The following is a 19,693-nucleotide window of genomic DNA, read 5'->3' on the forward strand; positions in this document are numbered from 1 at the left end:
CGCTCGCGCCGGCCGAGACAAAGAGGACGTCCGCCACCATGTCACCTATCGCATCCGGCATCAAGCGGATCATGCAGACCGTTCCCGCCGAGACGCTTCGCTGGCTTCTCGAGCCCGACAACCCTGCCGTCGCGGTGTTGACTCGCAGGCGGTTGCTCGGCGAAGAGGACTCCCCCGCCCTCACTGAGCTGTGGGCGCGGCGCAACGAGTACGCACCCGTCGCGCGCATCCTTGAACTGCAGACCACCGACGGTTCGTGGGCACCGCCGGCGCGCGACTACCAGAAGTACTGGGGCTCGCTGTGGCAGATTCACTTCCTCGGCGAGCTCATGGCGAACCCGGACGACGAGCGCATTCGGCGAGGCGCGGAGTACGCGTTCTCTCGCCAGCTGCCGGACGGAGCCTGGAGCTGCAACGGACGTCCCGTCGCCGCGATCCCCTGTCTGACCGCTAACGTCGGCCGGGCGCTCGCGCGGCTCGGCTACGCGCGCGACGAGCGCGTCATTCGCGCGCTGGCCTCGATCGCCGACATCGTACGCGAGTATGGGGTCCTGGCGTGCACCGCCGGTGGTCACTCGCACACGCTCAACGGCTACTGCCACATGCTCGCACCGAAGGTGCTGCTCTTCCTCGGCGAGATGCCGCGCGACGTGTGGCCTGACGGTGCCGAGGAGTTGCGCGCGGAATGTGTGCGTGTACTGCGCGAGCGACAGATCTTCCGCTGCCTGCCCGCGGGGTACCGCGAGTTCCAGGACCTCGCCGTCCACGCCCCGCTCGCCGAGAGGCCCGAGTTGCGCGAGCGCTGGATCGCCGAGCACGGCCCGCTGCAGTATGGCGACAAGCCGGGGTGGCTGCGATTCGGATACCCGCTGTCGTACAACTCCGACGCGCTCGAGGCGTTGGCCGCGCTGGCAGGCGTCGGCGAGGAGCGTCGGCCGGAGTACGAGGCAGCGATCGAGACGGTCCGCTCGGCGGCAGATCCGCAGATGCGCTGGATCCAGCGCACGAGCTTCGACGACAAGATGCTGGCGTGCGTCAGCGGGAAGGGGGAGCTGAGCAAGTGGCTCACCCTCCGGGCGCTCGAGGTGCTGGGGCGGTTCGGGGAGTAGCACTTCGGGACCATGTGAGCTGCCGCTCTCCCACATGTATCCCCTACAATGACCTCACGATCATTCGCTGAGGGAGACCTGCGTGAACCCGACCGAACACACGGCCGTCTTGTCGGTCCGCGGCTTGGACTACGACTACAACGGCGCCAAGGCTCTGAGCGATGTCACCTTCGATGCGCGGGCGGGCGAAATCCTCGCGCTGATCGGCAGGAACGGCGCCGGCAAGTCGACGCTGCTGCGCTGCCTCGCCGGCTGGAGCGCGCCTGGGCGCGGCGAGATCGACTTTCTGGGCACGTCGCTCAAGACGCTGGAGCGCTCGGCTCGGCGCGAGATCGTGCTGGTCACCGACACGCCGCCGTTCTACGACGACCTCACCGCACGCGAGCATCTGCAATTCGTGCTGCGCGCCAACCGGCTTGAGGATCGGCTCGGCACGGCGGAGTCGCTGCTCTCATCATTCGGCATCCGCAACAGCGCCGATGCGTACCCGTCGACGTTCTCGCGAGGCATGCGCTACAAGCTCGCGCTCGTGCTGGCGCTGAGCCTGCGGCCGAAGCTGCTGCTGCTCGACGAGCCGTTCGGTCCCCTCGATCCGGTGTCCTCGGCGGGACTCTGGCGCGAGCTTCAGACCGCCGCCGAGAACGGCTCGGCGATCGTGCTCTCGAGCCACCAGATGCCGGAGGGCGCCGTTCCCGACCGCTACGTCGTCCTCGAGGAGGGCATCCTGCTCGCCGAGGGAACCGGCGATGAGATCGCCCAGGCAGGCGCGACGCTCGAGGACGTGCTGCGCGTCACACTCGAAGGCGGCGCGCTGGCATGATGCGCGATCTGCGGCTCTTGCTTTGGCTGCGCTGGCGGCATCTTCGCGGGCGTTCGCAGTGGTGGCTGTTCATTCTGGGAGTCGATACCGAGAAGCGTTCTCTTACGGAGACGCTCTACGGCCTCTACCTGGGAGTCATCCTCGCGGGATGGTTCGTCCTCATGATGGCGTGGGCGGCCAATGGCGCCTTCTCGGCAGGTGCCGCGGCTGGCGGCGCGGGACTGAGCGCGCTCACGCAAGCAGCGACTCTGCTGCCGTTCGCGCTGTTGGCCGCGTTTGCTGTGCGGGCGCTGCGATCGTCGCCGGTCAAACTCACCTTCCCGGACACCGCCTACGTCGCCGGCTCGACGCTCGACTCCCGAGCGATCGCGTCGAGCGATTGGGCGCGCGAGGCGATCATGGCAGCGGCGCTCTCGGCGGCGCTCGGGTACCTCGCGGGCGCGCTCGCCTTCGGCGCGGGAGCGACTGCGAGCGCTCCAGTAACGGCTGCGGGCGTGACTGCGCTCACGGCGGTCGCGATGCACGCGCTCGGCTGGGCGATCGGCCTTGCGCGCATGGCTCGGCGACCGAGGCCGTGGCCGACGCTCATTTGGGTGCTGCCGATACCCGTGGCAGCGCTCGTGCTCCTGGTTCCCAGCGCCTTGCGCTGGCCTGGTACCGCGCTGGCGACCGGGTTGCTCGGCGAGGAAGTGGCGCTGCACGCGCTCGGGCTTGCTGCGCTGGCTGTCGTCGGCGTCGCCATGCTTATGCGCGTCGCAAGGCGGCTCGACATGACCGCCGTCACCGACGAAAGCGTGCTCTTCGCGCAACTGGCGGTATTCCGGCCGATGATGATGTACGACGCCAACGCCTACCGTGACATCGTCCGCCGCAAGAAACTCGCGACCAAGCATCCGCGTCTCGCACTGGCCGAGTGGTCGGGTCCGTGGGCGATCGTCGCGCGGGCGCTGATTTCGCACGCTCGGCAGCCTTCAACACTGCTGTGGCCGCTTATCTGGGGCGTCGGCTTTCTGCCTCTGGCCGCGTCAGTCGCGCTCTCGCCGACAGGCGTACTCGCTTACCTTGCCGTGCTGTTCGCAGTGCTGGTCGCGCCTGCCCGGCAACTCATCCACGCCTTCGGCGACGACATCGACAGGCCGTCGATGCGAGAGTCGCTGCCGTTCGGAAACGTCGCGCTGCTGGCGCTCGACACCGCCCCGGCGTTTGCGTGCATGGCTCTGGGCGCTGTGGCGACCGGCCTCGCGACCGGCGGAGGCGGACACCTCGTCGCCGCGATCTCGCTGAGCCTGCTGCTCGCGATCATCGTTGTACTGTGCCGAGCGCTCGAGCGGCTGACCCTGCCGAGCATGCAGCATCCGATCGGGTCGGGGATCTCGCTGTTGGTCTGCCTGGTGGCCATCTTCTTCGCGGGCGCGTCATCACCGATTGCAGCGTGCGCGACCGCGGCGGTGGCGGTCGGGATTCTCGGCAGCATGGTCGAGGCCGGGCGGCTTTAATCAACATCGCCTATGGGATCGAATGACTGTTGTACCAGCAGCTCCTCGGCTTTGCCAAGGAACCTCCGCGCCGCTTCCACTGCGGATTCCGCTCCATCTCGAGAGAAATCAGACCTGTAGTCTGCCGTCTCCCTTAGGAGCATGGTGGTGTCGAAGTCGTCTAGGTATTCCTGAGCCAAGACGCCTTCATCCACAAAGAGCGCCTGAATCGCGGCTTTCAAGCAGAAGTGGCTCTTCTCCCGGTAGCCTTGACTGAAGAGCAGGGCCCTGGCGGCATGGAAGATGCCATAGTACGCCTGTATCGTCGCCCACTTGGGATTGCCGGACTCAAAACTCGCCTCGGCCCATCTCAAGTCATTCCGAGCGGAACCGATCTCGGCAGGGATCAAGTGCACCGCGTGCTCTTGTTTGACGATCCGATTGCTCGCAAGGCATTTCTCAAAGTCTCTGTTCATCGATAGCTTTCTCGAAGAGGACAACCCCCCTCTTTACCTCATCGATGAACGCTCCGTCTTTGATTCTGGATACCGCGTATTCCGCTGACGTCTGAATCACCGGCATGATCAGACGATCGCTGGGAAAACATCGGATCTCAGCCGCAACCTTGTCGGGCTCCTCAGTGATCACAAAGAGATCGATATCGCTCTCAGAAGTATCGGTGCCCTGCGCGGCGCTCCCATATAGGATCACCCGAGCCGAGATTTCTGCAATCCTGCGAACCAATCCGGACAACATGATGAGGTTCTCAAGGACGCGAAAGTGCTGCGCGAGTGGATTCTGTTCCAGCGTGTATAACCACATCTTCCCGATTCTTTTCCGGGAGACGAGTCCGTTCTTGAGAAACTCGTTCAGGATCTGACTTGTGGCGCCACGGCTGACTCCGGTCGCATCCGAAATTTGCGCTCCATAAACGGCTTCGTTCGAGTGCAGGGTAAGGAAACTCCAGACCCGGTAGGGTCTCGTCTTCAGGAAAAGACTTGGTAATGAGTTTGTTTTCATTTTCTGTGACATTGTGTTCAATATATGGAACACGAAAACGAGTATGTCAAGAGCGAGTGCTTCGCGGCTCCTTACTCGCCTCCGGCCTCCCTTTCGCCTGCACCAACGCCACGCCGGCGATCGCGATCACGCCGCCAAGGATTCCCGTCGCGGGCGGTATCTCCGCGAGGAAGATGATGCTGATTGCGAACGCGGCCACCGGCACACAATAGAGTGCGGTGGTCGCAACGGTGACTTCGAGACGCTGAAGCGCATACGCCCACGTCAGGAATGCGACGACCGAGGCGAACGTCGCGAGCCACAGCACCGCAAGCGTCGCGGAAAGCGGCGCCACGCGAACCGCATGCGGCAGGTTCACGGCGAACGGAGTCAGGAGCAGGGCGCCGATCCACATCGGCCACGCGGTGAGCGCGAGGCTGTTGTAGCGGTCGGACAGGGTCTTCTGGAGGACGAGGTAGGTCGCCCACAAACACGTGGCCGCGACAATCAGCAGAACTCCCAAGCCGCCCGAGAATGACGCGCCCGATGAGATCGCGATGGTCGCAGCGCCGACAAAGGCGATTCCCGTACCGACCCATCCAAGCTTCGTGAGCCGCTCCCCGAGAAACGCGACCGCTAGGAGCGACGCCAGTATCGGCGAGGTTGAGACAAGCAGCGACGCGGTACCGGCGTCAACCGTGCGCTCACCGACGTTCAGCAACAGATGGTAAAGTGCCTGGCCGATAAGCCCGAGGATGAAGAAACGGATCCAGTCACGCCCTTGCGGCACCTTCACTCCGCCGCGCGCAATGACGAGGATTCCCAGCAACAGCGACGCAAGGATCATGCGACCTGCCGAGAGTTGACCCGGCGTGTACGCACCGGAAGCCACGACCGCACGGATGGCGACGAACGCCGAACCCCAGAAGATGACCGTGATGACGAGGGCCGCGAGGGCCTTTAGGCGTTGGTTTCTCGGCAGGTTCTTCATTCACGCATTTTGCAGCATTTGGAACGATAGGTCGATTAAGGCTTTGTGTCGGCAGAAGTAAGCGGAACTTACGGTTGGTTCGTCCGATGCGAGCCGGGCACCAGCTTGATCTCCACGTGATGCCCCACCGCTTCAGCATACTTCTTGAGCGTCGACATCGACGGAGAGTGTTTCCCAGAAGCCTCAAGCCGAGAAACCGCACTCTTGGTTGTGCCCATCCGTTCGGCAACCGCTTCTTGGGTGAGCCCAGCCTTGTATCGGGCGTTCAACAACTCGCGAACCAACAAATACTCGTCTTCAAGCGCGTCGTACTCTTCTTCAAAACCTTTGCGCTTCGACGCCCGCTCGAGAAATGCATCATGGTCGTGGTCGACCGGACGATACTCAAGATCGGCCATCACGTACCTCCTTCAATCGCTTGCGTGCAGTCGTCAGATCTCGTTCCGCTGTCGTTTGTGTCTTCTTGATGGCAGCGTGGAGTATGATCACGCGCTTTCCAACAACGAAGCAGTAGAAGGCGCGTCCGATACCATCGCGACCATGTGGGCGGAGTTCGAAGAGACCCTGCCCCATTGATCGCGAATGTGGCATCCGAAGATCGGGGCCGTAGTCCACCAACAACTCAACTATCCGTACGTAGTCAGCCAGGACACTCACGGGCCAGCATTCTATCTCGGCCAGAACGTTGGGGTGGAAGTATTCGATGGAGTACGCCATGACAGGACGTTATCAAATACGCTAACTTCCGTCAATCGCCTTTCCGTTTCCGCCCGCTTCGCTCCGCCCGGAAGCCCTTCTCGATGAAGACCCCGTCGGACGTGAACCTGCGGCGGTACGTGAGCAGCAGCGCCACGACGCTGCCCATCGCGGTCGCGGCGGCCACCATCAACATGACGACGATCTGGTAGCCGGTGGCGGTGACCGGATCGGCCCCGGCCAGGATCTGGCCGGCCATCATGCCGGGGATGAAGACGAGGCCGGCCGCTGCCATCGAGTTGATGGTCGGGATAAGGCCGGCGCGAAGCGCGGTCCGGATCGAGCCATGCGCCGCCTCCCACGGTGTCGCCCCGAGCGCGGTCAGCGCCAGCAGCTCGCCTTCGCGCGCATCCAGGTCCGCATACACGCGCTCGATCGCGAGCGCAATGCCGGTCATAGAATTGCCGATCACCATTCCGGCGAGCGGGATGACGTACTGCGGCAGATACCACGGCTGCACCTGCACGATCACCCCGGTAACCGCGAACGTCACGATGAAACCCGTCAGCGCCATCGAGATGAATGCGCTGCCAAAGATGCCGGGCGGCGCGTCGGGACTCCGGCGCACGATGATGCGCGCCGCAAACAGCACCATGACCACGATCAGGCCAATGACCAGCCACGGCGAGTTGATACGAAACACCCAGCGCAGAATGAAGCCGAGGGCCAGCAGCTGCACGTATGTGCGCACGGTCGCAATCGCGAGGTCCTTCTCGATACCGAGTGCCAGGCGGATCGAGATCACGCCGACGAAGACGACGAACAGCGTCGCCAGTGCCAGCTGCACCCAGCCGATGGGGATGACGCCTCCTGTCGCGGCAACCGCCGAGGCGTTCACGGCGTGATCTCCTCGGCGGTTGCGGTTGCGGTTGCGGGTGCGGGTATGAGGCAGCCGCCCTGCAGGAGCAGACGCCGTGCGGCCAGACCGTCGGCGCGGTGATGCCGGACGCGCACAACGGCGCCGCCTGCGTCGGCGAACTCGCGGGTCATCGCCGAGACGGCGTCTGCGGAAGCGTCGTCGAGGGCAGCGTCGGGCTCGTCGAGCAGCAGTACGCGAGGCGCAGTAAGCAGCACGCGCAGCAGTGCGACTCGCGCTTGCTGGCCTACAGAGAGCCGCGCGGCATCGCGATCGAGTGCGACATCCAGACCGACGCGCTCAATCGCCTCGGCAAGCATGGAATCCGTCGGCGCGCGGTGTCCGTGACGCGCCTTCAGTGTCCACGGCAGCAGCAGGTTATCGCGCACGGAGCCGTCGACGATCGCCGGCTTCTGCGGCACGAGTGCTACCTGCTCGCGCCAGGCTTGCGGTGCGATCTTCTCGGCAGGGACGGAGTCGAGGACGAGAGCCGCGGTCGCGCCCGGAAGGAGGCGCGCGAGCGCTCGGAGGAGCATCGACTTGCCGGCGCCGGACGGGCCGGTGACGTCGACGATCTCGCCCGCGGAGAGCTCGAGTTGGGCCGCGTCGAGCACGAGGACAGGGCCAGCATCACCGGCAAGCACGGCGGTTACGTCGCGCGCTTCAAACAGCATTGAGACGTTCGACCTTTCTAGAAGATCAGTACCCGAAGCGCCGCTGCTACAGCTGCAGCACCTCGACGATGGCCGCCGGATAGTATGTGGCCGGCGAAGGCGGCTCCGGGCCGAGAAGCTTGCTCGTCCACTTGCCATCCGCGTACTTGCACCAGAACTCGAGCCCCTGGTAGTCGTTCTTGGAATCGCTGGTCGGTTGAATGTAGAGAACGCCCCACCACGTGCCGCTCGTGTCCTTGGCGACCTTGTTGACAAGCGTCTTGTACGGCTTACCGTTGCCTGACATCGTCGTCGCGGCCCAAGCTTGGCCCGCCGTCTCGAGGCTTGCCTTGAGCGTAGCCTCGTCCAGCACAGCGGGGGCGGTCGGCGCAGTCACTATGGGCCACTTGATCTTGCCGAGCAGATCCGCCGAGAACGTGGGTAGTGCTGCCGCAGCCTGCGCGGCTGTGGCGCCGGTGTCTGTGGCGGGAGCCGTCCAGACCACCGTCCAGTCGGGCCCGGTCCACGCGACGAAGATGTGTCCGCTCCCACCTGTGATCTGCTCGATCTCGCCGATGGCCGTGCTGCCTTGCGCAAACATCTGGTACGTGCGGAACTGCGACGTTGTAGCGTACTTCTTCCGCGCAGCGTCCAAGAGCGCGGTATAGGCGGCGTTGCCCGAGACCGGCGTCGTGATCGGCCCGGTCTCGACAGCCACTGACGCCTTGCCGCCGGCCGTGCCCGTCGCAGAGGCCGTCCCGGTTGAGACGTCGATGATCGCCGGGGCTGTCGGCGTATTCTTCTTGCACCCAGTACTCATTGTGGCCACAGCCAGCGCAGCCACTAACACGATCACGAGCAGCAACGGCTTTCGAAGCCTCGACATGCTCTCCTCCTTGGTTTGCTCAAGAACCACGCCCGGAGCACTGCTACTTGGGTGGCTCCACCATCCGGGTCACTCGGCCAAACCTCGCGAACGTGTCCGGATCCGGCCCGATGCGCTGTTCTTTGTTGAGCCTGATTATAGTATCCATCTCATCCGACGTGAGCGCGAAGTCGTAAACGTCGCAGTTCTCGGCGATTCGGGGCCGGTGCACCGACTTGGGTATCGTCACAATTCCGCTCTGCAGGATCCAGCGGATCGATACCTGCGCCGGTGTCTTAGCATGACGCGCGCCAACCTCGACCAGTTCGGGGATGTCGTTGACACGGCCGCGCATGATCGGCGCCCAGGCCTGGATCTGAATGCCGTGCTCGCGGCAGAATGCCTGCAGCTCAGGTTGCTGAAGCCGCGGATGGAATTCGACCTGGTTCACGGCCGGCGCGATGGTCGCGCGCGTGAGCAGCTCATCGAGATGGCGTGCCGAGAAGTTGCACACGCCGATCGCCCGCGCGCGTCCGGACGCTGCGATCTCCTCCATCGCACGCCATGTGCCGTGCATGAACCGCGTGTCCGGCCAGTGCACGAGGTAAAGGTCGACGTAGTCAAACCCCAGTCGCTCAAGGCTCGCATCGAACGCCGCAAGCGTCCGCTCGTAGCCTTGGTCGGAGTTCCAGACCTTGGTGGTGACGAAGACTTCCTCGCGCCGAAGCCCGCTTTCGCGAATCGCCGAGGCGACACCGCGCTCGTTCCCATACATCGCCGCAGTATCGATCAGCCGGTAGCCGAGAGATAGTCCGTAGCGCACCTCGCCCTCGACATCCGGACCCTCATCGACCTTGTAGGTCCCGAGGCCGAGCCGCGGCATCGCCACGCCGGGGGCGATCTCGACGGTATCGGCGAGGGAGTGGAGTTCGATTGAGTTACCGGTCATGCGGGGAACCATCTTCTATGAGGGCGGTGTTCCTAGTCGTACTTACCCCAGTCGGGTACATCTAGAGTTACATGGTTGCAGTTGTCCCAGCAAGGAGATTCTGATGTCGCGCTTCTTTTCCCGCCCGCTGTCCGTCTGCGCACTGGCCATGGCCATGGCGGTATTCGTGTTGGCCGGATGTTCCGGCACCCCCGATGGACAGAACCTTGTCAGTTCGAAATGCAGCCGATGCCACACACTGGATCAGGTCAACAACGCCAACAAGACCCAAGCCCAGTGGGAGCAGACCGTCGCGATCATGGAGGGTCACGGACTCCAAGTCACGACTGCCGAGAAGTCTGCCATCGTGAGTTACCTGGTGAAGAGTTCCTCAAAATAGTGTCACGACCCACCGACCTGCAAAGCCGCACCGGATTCCCAGCTGCGTGCCCTCGCCTCCGCCGCCGCCAGCTCCTCAGGCGTGTTCACGTTCACAAATGCCTCGCCGAGAGGATCGATCTCCCTGATGCGCTCAGCGCTGAACTCTTGGAGCCTGACCGCGGGATACCACGCATCCGCCCGCTTGCGACCGGCGGCGAGCGCTTCTTCGACCGCCGCCCGGCAGACATCCCGGCGGTATACGGCGCAGAACGGCTCGTAACCGCCTTCCGTTCTCGGCACCGCGGCATCTGCTCCGGTCTCTTCGAGTAAATCGAACTCCGCCCGCAGCAGTTCGGCGTTCACGAACGCCATGTCGCATGCGACGATGGCGACGGCCTCGTGCATGGCCACCGTGAACGCCGTGAGCAACCCGCCGAGGGCTCCGCGCTCGGGCAAGAGATCCCGGTAGATTGGGATGCCGAGGTAGGTGAGGTCCTCGGGCATATTGCTCGTGATGATGAGTTCGTCCGCGACACCCGAAACGCGTTCGATGACGCGCTCGATCAAGGGACGGCCGAGGAAAGGCGTGAGCGCTTTGTCGCGCCCCATACGGGAAGAAGCTCCACCTGCCTGTATGACGAGCGAACGCTTCATGTGTGGGCCTCTCATGTCGCCGACAAGGCCCACAAGTACAAAGACGCTGTCGAACCGTAGGGCGAATACCGCTTTCGATACCGCAGGAACTGCTCCTTGCTGAGCGTTTCCAAGCCGTACAGCTTCATCATCCCACGCCGGATAGCGAGGTCTCCCCAGCTTACGACATCCGGCCGAGCGAGCGAGAAGATCAGCATCATCTCCGCGGTCCAGACCCCTATCCCGGCAAGCGACGAAAGCCCCTCGATGATCTCGGCGTCAGACGGCGAGTGGAGTGCGCCGAAATCGAGTCTCTCGGAGATCGCGGCTTCAGCTATGCCCTTGAGGTAGCCTGCCTTCTTCATCGTCATCCCGGCTTGCTGGATCGCGGTCACATTAGTGGCGGCAATGCTTTCCGGCGTCACCTCGCCCACAAGTTCATGGAGCCGACGAAACACCGTGTCGGCGGCTTTGGCGGAGATCTGCTGCGCGACCACACAATTGACGAGGGCGGTGAACAGATCGGGCGTCACGCTGCGCTCGATCATCCCAATGCGATCGATCGCCACGGCAAGCTTCTTGTCGCGGCGCTTGAGGTGCTCTATCTCCGTATGCCCGTACGGGAATGTGTTCATGCGCTTCTTTCGGCCTGACGGTCCGCTCATCCGTACTGCAGGATTCGTGCCCATTCGCTGAACCCCCTCGCGGGCGGCGGTCCCCCCGCGCCCCTCAGCCCGCGCGCAACTCCCTCATCGCCTCGAGCGCCGCGTCCAAATCGGCATCCGTCGTCGACCAGCCCAGGCCGAAGCGCAGTGCGCCGGTTGCCATCGTGCCGAGCGTGCGATGCGCCCACGGCGCGCAGTGCAGGCCCGAGCGCACGGCGATCCCGAACTCGCGGTCGAGCGCGCCGGCGAGCAGACCTAGGTCGTGCCCCTCGGCAACGATGCTCACCACGGGCACGCGGGCCACGTCGACGGCGGGGCCGAGAACACGCACGCCGGGGATCTCAGCGAAGCCTTCGATGAGGCGGCGGGTGAGACGCGCTTCCTCGGCGCGGATCGCGTCGCCGTGCTCGGCGAGGTACGCAATCGCAGCGCCAAGACCCGCGATGCCGGGCATGTTGCGGGTACCGGCTTCGTAGCGGTCGGGACGGGTACGCGGCTGGATGGGTTCCTCGGAGGCGCCGCTGCCGGTGCCGCCGGAGATGAGTTCGGCGAGGTTGAAATCGGGCGCGAGATAGAGCACTCCCACGCCTTGCGGGCCGAGCAGCCCCTTGTGGCCCGAGGCCACCCAGGCGTCGACGCCCAGTGCCTCGAGGTCGACCGGCAGGTGACCAACCGACTGCGCGCCGTCGACGATCATGCGCGCGCCGGCGGCATGCGCTATGTCGGTGAGGTCGGCGATCGGCTGGATGGTGCCGGAGACGTTGGAGACGTGCAGACAGACGACGGCGTCGGTGTGAGCCGCGCTGACGGCGGCTTCGATGTCGTCGGGATCGATGAGCCCCGTCGAATCCGCGTCGATGACGACGACCTCGACGCCGCTGCCGGCAAGGGCGTGGAGCGGCCGGCTAACCGCGTTGTGCTCCATCGAGGAGACCACGACGCGCATGCCCGGCTGAAGGAAACCGCGCAGCACGAGGTTCAGGCCTTCCGTGCAGCCGGTGGTGAGGATGATGTTGCGCGACTCGTGCACGCCGAGCATCTTCGCGAGCGCGGCCCGTGTCGAGAGCACGGCGCGAGCGGCGTTCATCGCCATCGTGTACGCGCCGCGCCCGGGGTTGCCGCCGAGTTCGTCGAGCGAGCGCACCATTGCCTCGGCGACGCCGGGAGGCTTGGGCCACGAGGTCGCCGCGTGGTCGAGATAGTGCGCGGGGACGCCGCGAGGCTCCTCCTCCGGAACTTCTTCAACACTTGCCACTGCTGCCCCCCTCGCACTCGAACTCTCGTCCCGCAAGCTTATACACCCCCGCGCCAAGAATACAGACCTGTTCATATTTGCCTTACGGCCGCTCGTGTTTCTCGAGCCCGAAATGGGTAGATGAGTCTCGGAGGTGACTCATGAAAGTATGTTTCCCGGTTATGGCCGATGAAGGTACTGCGAGTCAGATCTACGGTCATTTCGCATCGGCTCCACTCTTCGTCATCGTCGACACCGATACCCTGCAAAGCGGCTCAATCGCCAACTGCGATCCGGAAGCTCCTCTCGTTGGCTGCGACCCGTTTCGCGCTCTCCGGCACCAAGCTCTTGACGGGATTGTGGTTGGAGGGATCGGCGACGAGTCGGTACGGGTCATGAACATCTGCGGATTCAGAGTCTTTCGGGCCAGCTCCTCATCGGTTGCCGAGAACCTCACGTTGTTCGAGGCTAACGGCCTGCCGGAGGTGGAGATGGCACAAAGCCAATTGGAAGGTCGGTGCGACGCCGGATCGGGTGCGCAAACCTGCAGTCACGGCGTTCACTAAGCATTACGCCAGGCAATTGTGCAAGGGGCATATCGCCCGCACCAGAATCCAGAAAGGGGAAGGCACGCATGAACAAGAAAGTTCTCGTCGTCAACGGCATCCCGCGAACGTTGATCGTCGACCCGGAAGCTCGCCTGTCAGATGTGTTGCGCAAGCAGCTGCATCTGACCGGCGTGAAGGTGGGCTGCGGCATGGCCCAATGCGGGTGCTGCAATGTGATCCTGGGCGACAAACTCATCCGCTCGTGTTCCATGAAGATGAAGAAGGTGGAAAACGGGACCGAGATTACCACAATCGAAGGTATCGGCACGCCACTGAACCTTCACCCGCTCCAGAAGGCATTCATTTCCCATGGAGCTTTGCAGTGCGGCTTCTGCACTCCTGGCTTCATCGTCTCGGCCAAGGCCCTGCTCGATCATAATCCGAGCCCTACGCGCGAGGACGTTCGCGACTGGTTCCAGAGGAACCGCAACGCCTGCCGATGCACGGGGTACGGAATGATCGTCGACGCGGTCATGGACGCCGCAAAAGTGATGCGCGGCGAGATGCCGGAAAACGCGCTGGACTTCGAGCTTCCCGCTGACGGCGTAATCTACGGCTCGCGCGCGCCTCGCCCCTCGGCAATTGCCAAGGCCTGCGGCTTGTGGGACTTCGGCGCCGACATGGGTCTCCAGCTCCCCGACGACACTCTGCAGTGCGCACTAGTCCAGCCTGAGGTCTCGCACGCTCTCATCAAAGGCATCGACACGACCGAGGCCGAAAAGATGCCGGGCGTGTTCAAAGTCGTCACGCATAAGGACGTCAAGGGCAAGAACCGCATCACGGGTCTGATCACCTTCCCCGCCAACAAAGGCGATGGATGGGACCGCCCCATCTTGAACGACGAGAAAATCTTCCAGTACGGCGATGTCGTCGCCATCGTCTGCGCCGACACCATCGAGAACGCGAAGGCAGCAGCGGCGGCGGTCAAGGTCGACCTAGAAGTGCTGCCGGCCTACATGAATGCGCCGGCCGCCATGGCTGACGACGCCATCGAGATTCATCCCGGCACGCCCAACATCTACTACGAGTGCACCCTGAACAAGGGCGAAGACACCAAGCCGATCATGGCGAAGGCGGCACACGTCGTCGAAGGCGAATACTACCTGCAACGTCAGCCCCACATGCCGCTCGAGCCTGATGTTGGTTTCGCCTACATCGACGGCGAGGGCCGCTTGGTCATCCATTCGAAGTCGATCGGGCTGTATCTGCACCTCTATATGATCGCCCCAGGCCTCGGGGTGGACCCGAGCGAGATCGTTCTCGTCCAGAATCCGACGGGCGGCACGTTCGGCTACAAGTTCAGCCCGACTATGGAGGCACTTGTCGGCGCCGCGACTCTGGCAACCGGCCGCCCGTGCTACCTCGGCTATGACTGGTACCAGCAGCAGACGTACACCGGCAAGCGCTCGCCAATGTGGCTCAGGATCAAGATGGGCGCCGATGAGGACGGCAAGCTCCTCGCCATGGAGACCGACTGGAGCGTCGACCACGGCCCCTATTCGGAGTTCGGTGACCTGCTGACGACGCGTGTCGCACAGTTTGCAGGTGCGGGATACGACATCAAGAGCATCCGCGGCTTGGGACGCACCGTCTGCACGAACCACTCGTGGGGCTCGGCGTTTCGCGCTTATGGCTCTCCGCAGGCGTTTCTCGCTTCCGAGTCAATCATGGACGAGCTTGCCAAAGAAATGGATATCGACCCGTTCGAACTGCGCTACAAGAACATCTATCGACCAGGGGCGACCAACCCCAGCGGACAGACACCCGAGGTCTTCTGCCTTGAAGAGATGTTCGACATCATGCGACCCAAGTACCAGGCAGCCGTGGCAGCAGCCAAGGCGGGTTCCACGGACACCAAAAAGCGGGGCGTCGGTGTTTCGGTCGGCGTGTACGGATGCGGTCTCGACGGTCCGGATTCGTCGTCAGCTGCGGCGGAGCTCAATCCCGACGGCAGCGTGACCGTCTTCAACACGTGGCAGGACCACGGCCAAGGCGCGGACGCCGGCACGCTCGCATTCGCCCACAACACCCTGCGCCCTCTTGGGCTCAAGCCGGAGCAGATCCATCTCAGCATGAACGACACGAGCGACGATCCGAACTCCGGCCCCTCCGGCGGGAGCCGCTCGAATACGGTCACCGGCAACGCCATTCATGCGGCATGCAACCTACTGCTCGACGCCATGCGCAAAGCGGATGGCACCTACTGGAGCTACGACGAGATGATCGCGGCCGGAATTCCGGTCAAGTACGAGGGCACCTGGACCACACCGTGTACGCCCATGGACGAGAACATGCAGGGCAATCCCTTCTGCAACTACATGTACGCCCTGTTCATGTCCGAAGTCGAAGTTGACGTCGAGACCGGCAAGACGAATCTGCTCAAGATGACGTATGTCGGAGACAACGGAACCATCAGCAACCGGCTTGTCGTCGACGGTCAGGTGTACGGTGGCATGGCTCAGGGCATCGGCCTGGCTCTCAGCGAGGACTTCGAGGACCTGAAGAAACAGACGACGCTTATCGCTTCGGGCTTCCCGTACATCAAGGATGTCCCGGACACTCTGGAGGCCATCTACACCGAGTACCCGCGTCCCGATGGAGCCTTCGGCCAGTCCGGAGTCGGCGAGGGTCCGCTGACCTCTCCGCACGTCTCTATCATCAACGCCATAGACAACGCCTGCGGCGTGCGCATCAGATCGCTGCCGGCCTACCCGGAGAAGGTGCTGGCTGCGCTGAAGTCGCCCAAGAAAGCATTCGACGTCAGTGATGCTCTGGAAGGCGGGTACATGTCGCAAGGTGGATTCGAAACACTGAAGAAGTAGGATTCGAGGCTGTTACAAGCCAGACGGACGCAGTGCCACAGTCGCGTCCGTCTGGCTGTCTCCATACGAAAGAAGCGGGAGGCCTGAGCCTTGGAGCAAGATGAGCTGCGGGAATGGGAACGCAAGTGCATCCAAGAAGAGGCTCCGGGATGCACTGCGGCCTGCCCGATCCACGTCGACGCCCGGCTGTTTGCGAAGGAGATGGCCCGGGGCGACTGGGAGGCCGCGTTTCAGGCGCTTGCCCGATCGATGCCGTTCCCCGGGATCCTAGCGAGGATCTGTGACCACCCCTGCGAGATGAAGTGCAAGCGGCGCGAGGTCGACGATCCGATCGCGCTCGGCGCGCTTGAGCGCTTCTGCATCGAGCGGACAACCGGAAAGGTCAGGCCCCAGCTTCTCCCGCGCAGAGAGCAGACGATCGCCGTTCTCGGCGGCGGGCTCGCAGGCCTGACGGTAGCTTGGGACCTCCGCAAGAAGGGTTTTGGCGTGACGATCTTCGAGCCGAGCGATCGTATCGGCGGATCGTTGTGGGATCTTGCCGAGCACCTCCTGCCGCCCGGGATCATCCGCGAAGAGCTTGCGGTACTGGACGCGCTCAAGACCGAAATCCGGCTTGACGAGACTCTGAACGCATCGGCGTTCGAGACAATCTGTCGAGAGTACGAAGCTGTCTTCGTCGATCGGGAAGCCACCGCGGAGTGTGACCTGCCGCTGGGGCGGGACCGCGAGAGGGAAATCGCGGTCGACGCCGCATCCGGGGGGACCAGCCAGGAAAGGGTGTACGCAGGGGGCGGGACCCGGAGAAGCGGGACCTACTCTCCGATTAACGAGGCGTACCAGGGTCGCAAGGGCGCCCTGTCAATCGAGCGGTTCATCCAGAAGGCGCAGATGAGCGCCGGAAGAGAGAGCGAGGGGCCCTTCGACACGCGGCTCTTCACGAGCTTGGACGGAATCGAGAAGGCTCCGCGCATGCGACCGGCGAATGTCGGCGCTGGGTTCGATGAAACCGAGGCACGCGCCGAAGCGAGCCGCTGCATCCAGTGCGAATGCATGGAGTGCACGAAGGTCTGCCTCTACCTGGAGCGCTACGACGGCTACCCAAAGAAGTACGCTCGACAGATCTTCGGCAACGAGCGAGTCGTTCTCGGCGCGGCCCACACGAAGAACCAGTTCGTGAACTCGTGCAGCGACTGCGGCCTATGCGAGACCGTGTGTCCGAACAGCTTCGACATGGGCGACCTGTGCCTGCAGGCGCGCCGGACAATGCGCAAACAGGAAATCATGCCGGCGTCGTTCCACGAATTCGCCTTGCAAGATATGGCCTACAGCAACGGTGAACGCTTCGCACTCAGCCGTAACGAGCCGGGCCGGACTGCGAGCGCCTGGCTCTACTTCCCCAGTTGTCAGCTCTGCGCAACTTCCCCAGGCGAGGTGCTGGCTTCCTACCGATACCTGAGGGAGCGACTCACCGGCGGGGTCGGAATCATGCTCGGTTGTTGCGGAGCACCCGCCTTCTGGGCCGGTCGCGACGACTTGTTCGAGGAGGCCATGGGAACGCTGCGACGCACGTGGGAGTCGATGGGAAGACCTAACGTCATCACCGCGTGCTCCAACTGTCGCGGCCTCATCGCACGGCACCTCCCTGACGTGGAGTCGATCTCGCTATGGAAAGTCCTAGAGGACAACGGACTGCCCCTCCAGACCTGTGCGGCGTCGGGAACGACCGTGTCCATTGCCGACCCCTGTACCACCCGTCATGACAGAGAGACGCAGGATGGCATCAGGCGAATCGCCCAGTCACTCGGGATAGCTGTCGATGAGCTCCTCTTGAGCCGTGAGAGGCCCGAATGCTGTGGCTATGGCGGGCTCATGTACAACGCCAACCCAAAGCTTGCCGATGACGTGATCACCCATCGCGCCGTGCCACCCAGGCGCGATGATAGCGTCTCGCCCACGACACCGTTTAGGCCGCCCGGCGGGTGGTATCGGTCGCAGAAGCTGCAAGACAGCGACACCGCCTACTACCACACCGAGGTGAGCGCGCACGACTACCTCGCCTACTGCGCCATGTGCCGCGACAATCTGGCCGCAGCCGGCAAGAGGGTCAGCCATCTGATCGAGCTTCTCTTCCCGGCCGCCGAGGATACGGACCCGGCCGCCCGCGGCTGGATCTCGTGGACCGAGCGCCGCAGCAATCGCGCTAAGGTGAAGCAGGGAGTGCTCAGAGAGCTTGGCGAGAAGGGTGAAGACGTGGCAACGACGCGGGACGGCCTGGCGCTGGAGATGCGCCCCGAGGTACGGCGCAAGATCGATGAACGGCGGATCCTTGAGGACGACATCCGCTCAGTGATCGAGCATGCGGAGAGCACTGGGCAGCGACTGCACAACGTGCACAGCGGGCAGTACCGAGCCTACCGCCAGCTGCAAAACGTAACGTTCTGGGTTGACTACACGCCTAGCGGAGACGATCGGTTCGATGTCCACAATGCCTATTCACATCGCATGGTGATCGTGGGGGTCAAGCGATGAACCTGACTGATATCGCCCAGGATTGGAGTTGCACTTCCTGCGGAGGAGAACTTGAGATCGTGAAGGTGCAGTTCGCCTACATGAAAGGCCATTTCGAAGTCGATCTTCCTGCCTGCAAAGACTGCGGGCTTGTCTTGGTCCCAGAGGAGTTGGCGACCGGCAAAATGGCCGAAGCGGAGCGGATCCTTGAAGACAAGTAGCGGCGATACGTACGTGTCCTGCGTGAGCCGATACGAATCGGGGCCGATACGCGACATCACAGGAGCTGCCATCCGTCCGGGCGGTCTGGCACTGACCGAGCGCGCGATCGACTTCTGCTGCTTATCGACAGGTGCACGCATTCTCGACGTCGGCTGCGGAGCCGGTGCCAGCGTCGAGTACCTGACCGACCGCGGATTCGTCGCCAGCGGCGTCGACATCTCGCGAACTCTCCTCGCCGAAGGCCTGGATCGCAATCCTGCCCTTCAGCTAACCGAAGCGTGCGCCGAGGCATTGCCCTTCGCCGAGGAGACCCAAGATTGCATCCTCTGCGAGTGCGTGCTGTCACTCCTGAAGGAGCCTCTGCAGGCGCTGGCCGAGTTTGCGCGGGTGTTGCGCCCAGGCGGCCACCTCATTCTGAGCGACATGTATGTCCGGGGGGCAGGCATGCCCAGCAGCCCTGACTGCGGTCTCGGCGGACCGGTAACCCGTGGGGAGATCGGGGCATGGCTCTCCGAGAGCGGCTTTGCGACGCTTCTCTGGGAGGATCACACCTCTCTTGTCCGCGAGATGGCGGCGCGCTTCGTCCTAGCGGGTGGTTCCGCCGAGGGATTCTCTTGCGCAACGGAGGTGGGCGGCGCCGTGGTACTGCCGGGCTATTACCTTCTGGTTGGGGCAAAGAACCGAACAAGGAGCGTGATCTGATGGACGACTTCGATGACGTCAATATGCGAATGCTGGAGCTGTCCTTCAAAGGCTATCTCTGCAGCCAGGTTCTGATCATTCTTGGCTTGGAGGCGCAAGGAAAGACCAACCCCGACCTGGTTCGGGCCATGCGAGGACTGACCCATGGCGGCTGCTCGGAGGAAGGAACCTGCGGCGCGCTGACCGGAGCAGCCTGCCTGCTCAGCTTGTACGCCGGCAAGGGCACCGACGACGAAGACCAGGGAGAGGGCCTCCCTTTGATGCTCGGCGACCTCGGCGAGTGGTTTGCCGACAGGTACGGCACCCGCTACGGCGGAGTCAGCTGCGACACAATCCAGGGAGACCGAGCAGAGGTTCCCCAGCGCTGCAGAACAATCGTTGCGGAGATCTACGCCAAGGTTGCCGAGCTTCTGGTATCTCGCGGCTATGACATTTCGGTCGGTAGATAGATAGCACCCTTGTCGGA

At 63.5% G+C, this 19,693-nt stretch carries 22 protein-coding genes; 10 read left to right on the forward strand and 12 right to left on the reverse strand.

What is annotated here, in order from left to right:
* The first annotated feature begins 38 nt into the window (after positions 1-38).
* The 3 genes from HGA39_02210 (at position 39) to HGA39_02220 (ending at position 3,425) form a co-directional block, all read left to right on the forward strand.
* On the forward strand, positions 39-1,109 hold the full coding sequence (locus HGA39_02210) for a terpene cyclase/mutase family protein (GenBank protein ID NTW28163.1): 1,071 nt from the start codon (positions 39-41) through the stop codon (positions 1,107-1,109).
* Between the two features lie 82 nt (positions 1,110-1,191).
* Complete coding sequence (locus tag HGA39_02215) at positions 1,192-1,929, forward strand: ABC transporter ATP-binding protein (protein NTW28164.1); 738 nt, start codon at positions 1,192-1,194, stop codon at positions 1,927-1,929.
* The gene (locus HGA39_02220; protein NTW28165.1) at positions 1,926-3,425 is read left to right on the forward strand and encodes a hypothetical protein; all 1,500 of its coding nucleotides are present in this window, start codon (positions 1,926-1,928) and stop codon (positions 3,423-3,425) included. The genes HGA39_02215 and HGA39_02220 overlap by 4 nt, the downstream gene beginning before the upstream one ends.
* Here the strand turns inward: HGA39_02220 and HGA39_02225 are convergent.
* The 9 genes from HGA39_02225 to HGA39_02265 form a co-directional block, all read right to left on the reverse strand.
* On the reverse strand, positions 3,422-3,880 hold the full coding sequence (locus HGA39_02225; GenBank protein NTW28166.1) for a HEPN domain-containing protein: 459 nt from the start codon (positions 3,878-3,880) through the stop codon (positions 3,422-3,424). The two genes, HGA39_02220 and HGA39_02225, sit on opposite strands and share 4 nt — an antisense overlap.
* The gene (locus tag HGA39_02230) at positions 3,864-4,226 is read right to left on the reverse strand and encodes a nucleotidyltransferase domain-containing protein (GenBank protein ID NTW28167.1); all 363 of its coding nucleotides are present in this window, start codon (positions 4,224-4,226) and stop codon (positions 3,864-3,866) included. Before HGA39_02230 ends, HGA39_02225 begins: the two co-directional genes overlap by 17 nt.
* A 244-nt stretch (positions 4,227-4,470) precedes the next feature.
* Entirely contained in the window at positions 4,471-5,394 is a 924-nt protein-coding gene (locus tag HGA39_02235; protein ID NTW28168.1) for a DMT family transporter, read from the reverse strand.
* A 68-nt stretch (positions 5,395-5,462) separates the two neighbouring features.
* Positions 5,463-5,792, reverse strand: a complete 330-nt coding sequence (locus HGA39_02240; GenBank protein NTW28169.1) for a transcriptional regulator — start codon at positions 5,790-5,792, stop codon at positions 5,463-5,465.
* Positions 5,779-6,111: a type II toxin-antitoxin system RelE/ParE family toxin gene (locus HGA39_02245; GenBank protein NTW28170.1), complete on the reverse strand. Its 333-nt coding sequence runs from the start codon at positions 6,109-6,111 to the stop codon at positions 5,779-5,781. Before HGA39_02245 ends, HGA39_02240 begins: the two co-directional genes overlap by 14 nt.
* A 31-nt stretch (positions 6,112-6,142) precedes the next feature.
* Positions 6,143-6,988 carry an iron export ABC transporter permease subunit FetB gene (gene fetB, locus HGA39_02250; GenBank protein ID NTW28171.1) on the reverse strand — a complete coding sequence of 282 codons (846 nt, stop codon included), beginning with the start codon at positions 6,986-6,988 and terminating at the stop codon, positions 6,143-6,145.
* Positions 6,985-7,680: an ATP-binding cassette domain-containing protein gene (locus HGA39_02255; GenBank protein ID NTW28172.1), complete on the reverse strand. Its 696-nt coding sequence runs from the start codon at positions 7,678-7,680 to the stop codon at positions 6,985-6,987. Before HGA39_02255 ends, fetB begins: the two co-directional genes overlap by 4 nt.
* 46 nt (positions 7,681-7,726) lie before the next feature.
* A complete protein-coding gene (locus HGA39_02260; protein ID NTW28173.1) occupies positions 7,727-8,545 on the reverse strand; it encodes a hypothetical protein in 819 nt (272 codons plus the stop codon).
* A gap of 43 nt (positions 8,546-8,588) precedes the next feature.
* Positions 8,589-9,473, reverse strand: a complete 885-nt coding sequence (locus tag HGA39_02265) for an aldo/keto reductase (protein ID NTW28174.1) — start codon at positions 9,471-9,473, stop codon at positions 8,589-8,591.
* A gap of 103 nt (positions 9,474-9,576) precedes the next feature.
* Between HGA39_02265 and HGA39_02270 the strand changes: the two genes are divergently transcribed.
* A complete protein-coding gene (locus HGA39_02270) occupies positions 9,577-9,852 on the forward strand; it encodes a hypothetical protein (protein NTW28175.1) in 276 nt (91 codons plus the stop codon).
* A gap of 2 nt (positions 9,853-9,854) precedes the next feature.
* Here the strand turns inward: HGA39_02270 and HGA39_02275 are convergent, their stop codons facing one another.
* The 3 genes from HGA39_02275 to HGA39_02285 form a co-directional block, all read right to left on the reverse strand.
* The gene (locus tag HGA39_02275) at positions 9,855-10,487 is read right to left on the reverse strand and encodes a molybdenum cofactor guanylyltransferase (protein ID NTW28176.1); all 633 of its coding nucleotides are present in this window, start codon (positions 10,485-10,487) and stop codon (positions 9,855-9,857) included.
* Between the two features lie 11 nt (positions 10,488-10,498).
* Positions 10,499-11,101, reverse strand: coding sequence for a DNA-3-methyladenine glycosylase 2 family protein (locus tag HGA39_02280; GenBank protein NTW28177.1), 603 nt, complete (start codon positions 11,099-11,101; stop codon positions 10,499-10,501).
* Between the two features lie 94 nt (positions 11,102-11,195).
* A complete protein-coding gene (locus HGA39_02285; protein NTW28178.1) occupies positions 11,196-12,386 on the reverse strand; it encodes an aminotransferase class V-fold PLP-dependent enzyme in 1,191 nt (396 codons plus the stop codon).
* Between the two features lie 140 nt (positions 12,387-12,526).
* Here HGA39_02285 and HGA39_02290 point away from each other — a divergent pair, with 140 nt between their 5' ends.
* The 6 genes from HGA39_02290 to HGA39_02315 all read left to right on the forward strand — a co-directional run bounded on the left by HGA39_02290 (position 12,527) and on the right by HGA39_02315 (position 19,676).
* Positions 12,527-12,931 (forward strand): nitrogenase molybdenum-iron cofactor biosynthesis protein, encoded by a 405-nt coding sequence (locus tag HGA39_02290; GenBank protein ID NTW28179.1) that lies wholly within the window; start codon positions 12,527-12,529, stop codon positions 12,929-12,931.
* A gap of 68 nt (positions 12,932-12,999) precedes the next feature.
* On the forward strand, positions 13,000-15,795 hold the full coding sequence (locus HGA39_02295) for a molybdopterin-dependent oxidoreductase (protein ID NTW28180.1): 2,796 nt from the start codon (positions 13,000-13,002) through the stop codon (positions 15,793-15,795).
* A 90-nt stretch (positions 15,796-15,885) separates the two neighbouring features.
* A complete protein-coding gene (locus HGA39_02300) occupies positions 15,886-18,324 on the forward strand; it encodes an NAD(P)-binding protein (GenBank protein NTW28181.1) in 2,439 nt (812 codons plus the stop codon).
* Entirely contained in the window at positions 18,321-18,524 is a 204-nt protein-coding gene (locus HGA39_02305; protein NTW28182.1) for a DNA-binding protein, read from the forward strand. Before HGA39_02300 ends, HGA39_02305 begins: the two co-directional genes overlap by 4 nt.
* Entirely contained in the window at positions 18,511-19,227 is a 717-nt protein-coding gene (locus HGA39_02310; GenBank protein ID NTW28183.1) for a class I SAM-dependent methyltransferase, read from the forward strand. The genes HGA39_02305 and HGA39_02310 overlap by 14 nt, the downstream gene beginning before the upstream one ends.
* Entirely contained in the window at positions 19,227-19,676 is a 450-nt protein-coding gene (locus HGA39_02315) for a C_GCAxxG_C_C family protein (GenBank protein NTW28184.1), read from the forward strand. Before HGA39_02310 ends, HGA39_02315 begins: the two co-directional genes overlap by 1 nt.
* The last annotated feature ends 17 nt before the right edge of the window (positions 19,677-19,693 follow it).

This window comes from Coriobacteriia bacterium (assembly GCA_013336165.1).
GTDB lineage: Bacteria > Actinomycetota > Coriobacteriia > Anaerosomatales > JAAXUF01 > JAAXUF01.

Excerpts from the sequence above, each read along its gene's own strand:
- HGA39_02210 (NTW28163.1), top strand. The coding sequence starts at position 39 with ATGTCACCTATCGCATCCGGCATCAAGCGGATCATGCAGACCGTTCCC.
- HGA39_02220 (NTW28165.1), top strand. The coding sequence starts at position 1,926 with ATGATGCGCGATCTGCGGCTCTTGCTTTGGCTGCGCTGGCGGCATCTT.
- HGA39_02225 (NTW28166.1), bottom strand. The coding sequence starts at position 3,880 with ATGAACAGAGACTTTGAGAAATGCCTTGCGAGCAATCGGATCGTCAAA.
- HGA39_02230 (NTW28167.1), bottom strand. The coding sequence starts at position 4,226 with ATGTGGTTATACACGCTGGAACAGAATCCACTCGCGCAGCACTTTCGC.
- HGA39_02235 (NTW28168.1), bottom strand. The coding sequence starts at position 5,394 with ATGAAGAACCTGCCGAGAAACCAACGCCTAAAGGCCCTCGCGGCCCTC.
- HGA39_02240 (NTW28169.1), bottom strand. The coding sequence starts at position 5,792 with ATGGCCGATCTTGAGTATCGTCCGGTCGACCACGACCATGATGCATTT.
- HGA39_02245 (NTW28170.1), bottom strand. The coding sequence starts at position 6,111 with ATGGCGTACTCCATCGAATACTTCCACCCCAACGTTCTGGCCGAGATA.
- HGA39_02255 (NTW28172.1), bottom strand. The coding sequence starts at position 7,680 with ATGCTGTTTGAAGCGCGCGACGTAACCGCCGTGCTTGCCGGTGATGCT.
- HGA39_02260 (NTW28173.1), bottom strand. The coding sequence starts at position 8,545 with ATGTCGAGGCTTCGAAAGCCGTTGCTGCTCGTGATCGTGTTAGTGGCT.
- HGA39_02265 (NTW28174.1), bottom strand. The coding sequence starts at position 9,473 with ATGACCGGTAACTCAATCGAACTCCACTCCCTCGCCGATACCGTCGAG.
- HGA39_02270 (NTW28175.1), top strand. The coding sequence starts at position 9,577 with ATGTCGCGCTTCTTTTCCCGCCCGCTGTCCGTCTGCGCACTGGCCATG.
- HGA39_02275 (NTW28176.1), bottom strand. The coding sequence starts at position 10,487 with ATGAAGCGTTCGCTCGTCATACAGGCAGGTGGAGCTTCTTCCCGTATG.
- HGA39_02280 (NTW28177.1), bottom strand. The coding sequence starts at position 11,101 with ATGAACACATTCCCGTACGGGCATACGGAGATAGAGCACCTCAAGCGC.
- HGA39_02290 (NTW28179.1), top strand. The coding sequence starts at position 12,527 with ATGAAAGTATGTTTCCCGGTTATGGCCGATGAAGGTACTGCGAGTCAG.
- HGA39_02295 (NTW28180.1), top strand. The coding sequence starts at position 13,000 with ATGAACAAGAAAGTTCTCGTCGTCAACGGCATCCCGCGAACGTTGATC.
- HGA39_02305 (NTW28182.1), top strand. The coding sequence starts at position 18,321 with ATGAACCTGACTGATATCGCCCAGGATTGGAGTTGCACTTCCTGCGGA.
- HGA39_02315 (NTW28184.1), top strand. The coding sequence starts at position 19,227 with ATGGACGACTTCGATGACGTCAATATGCGAATGCTGGAGCTGTCCTTC.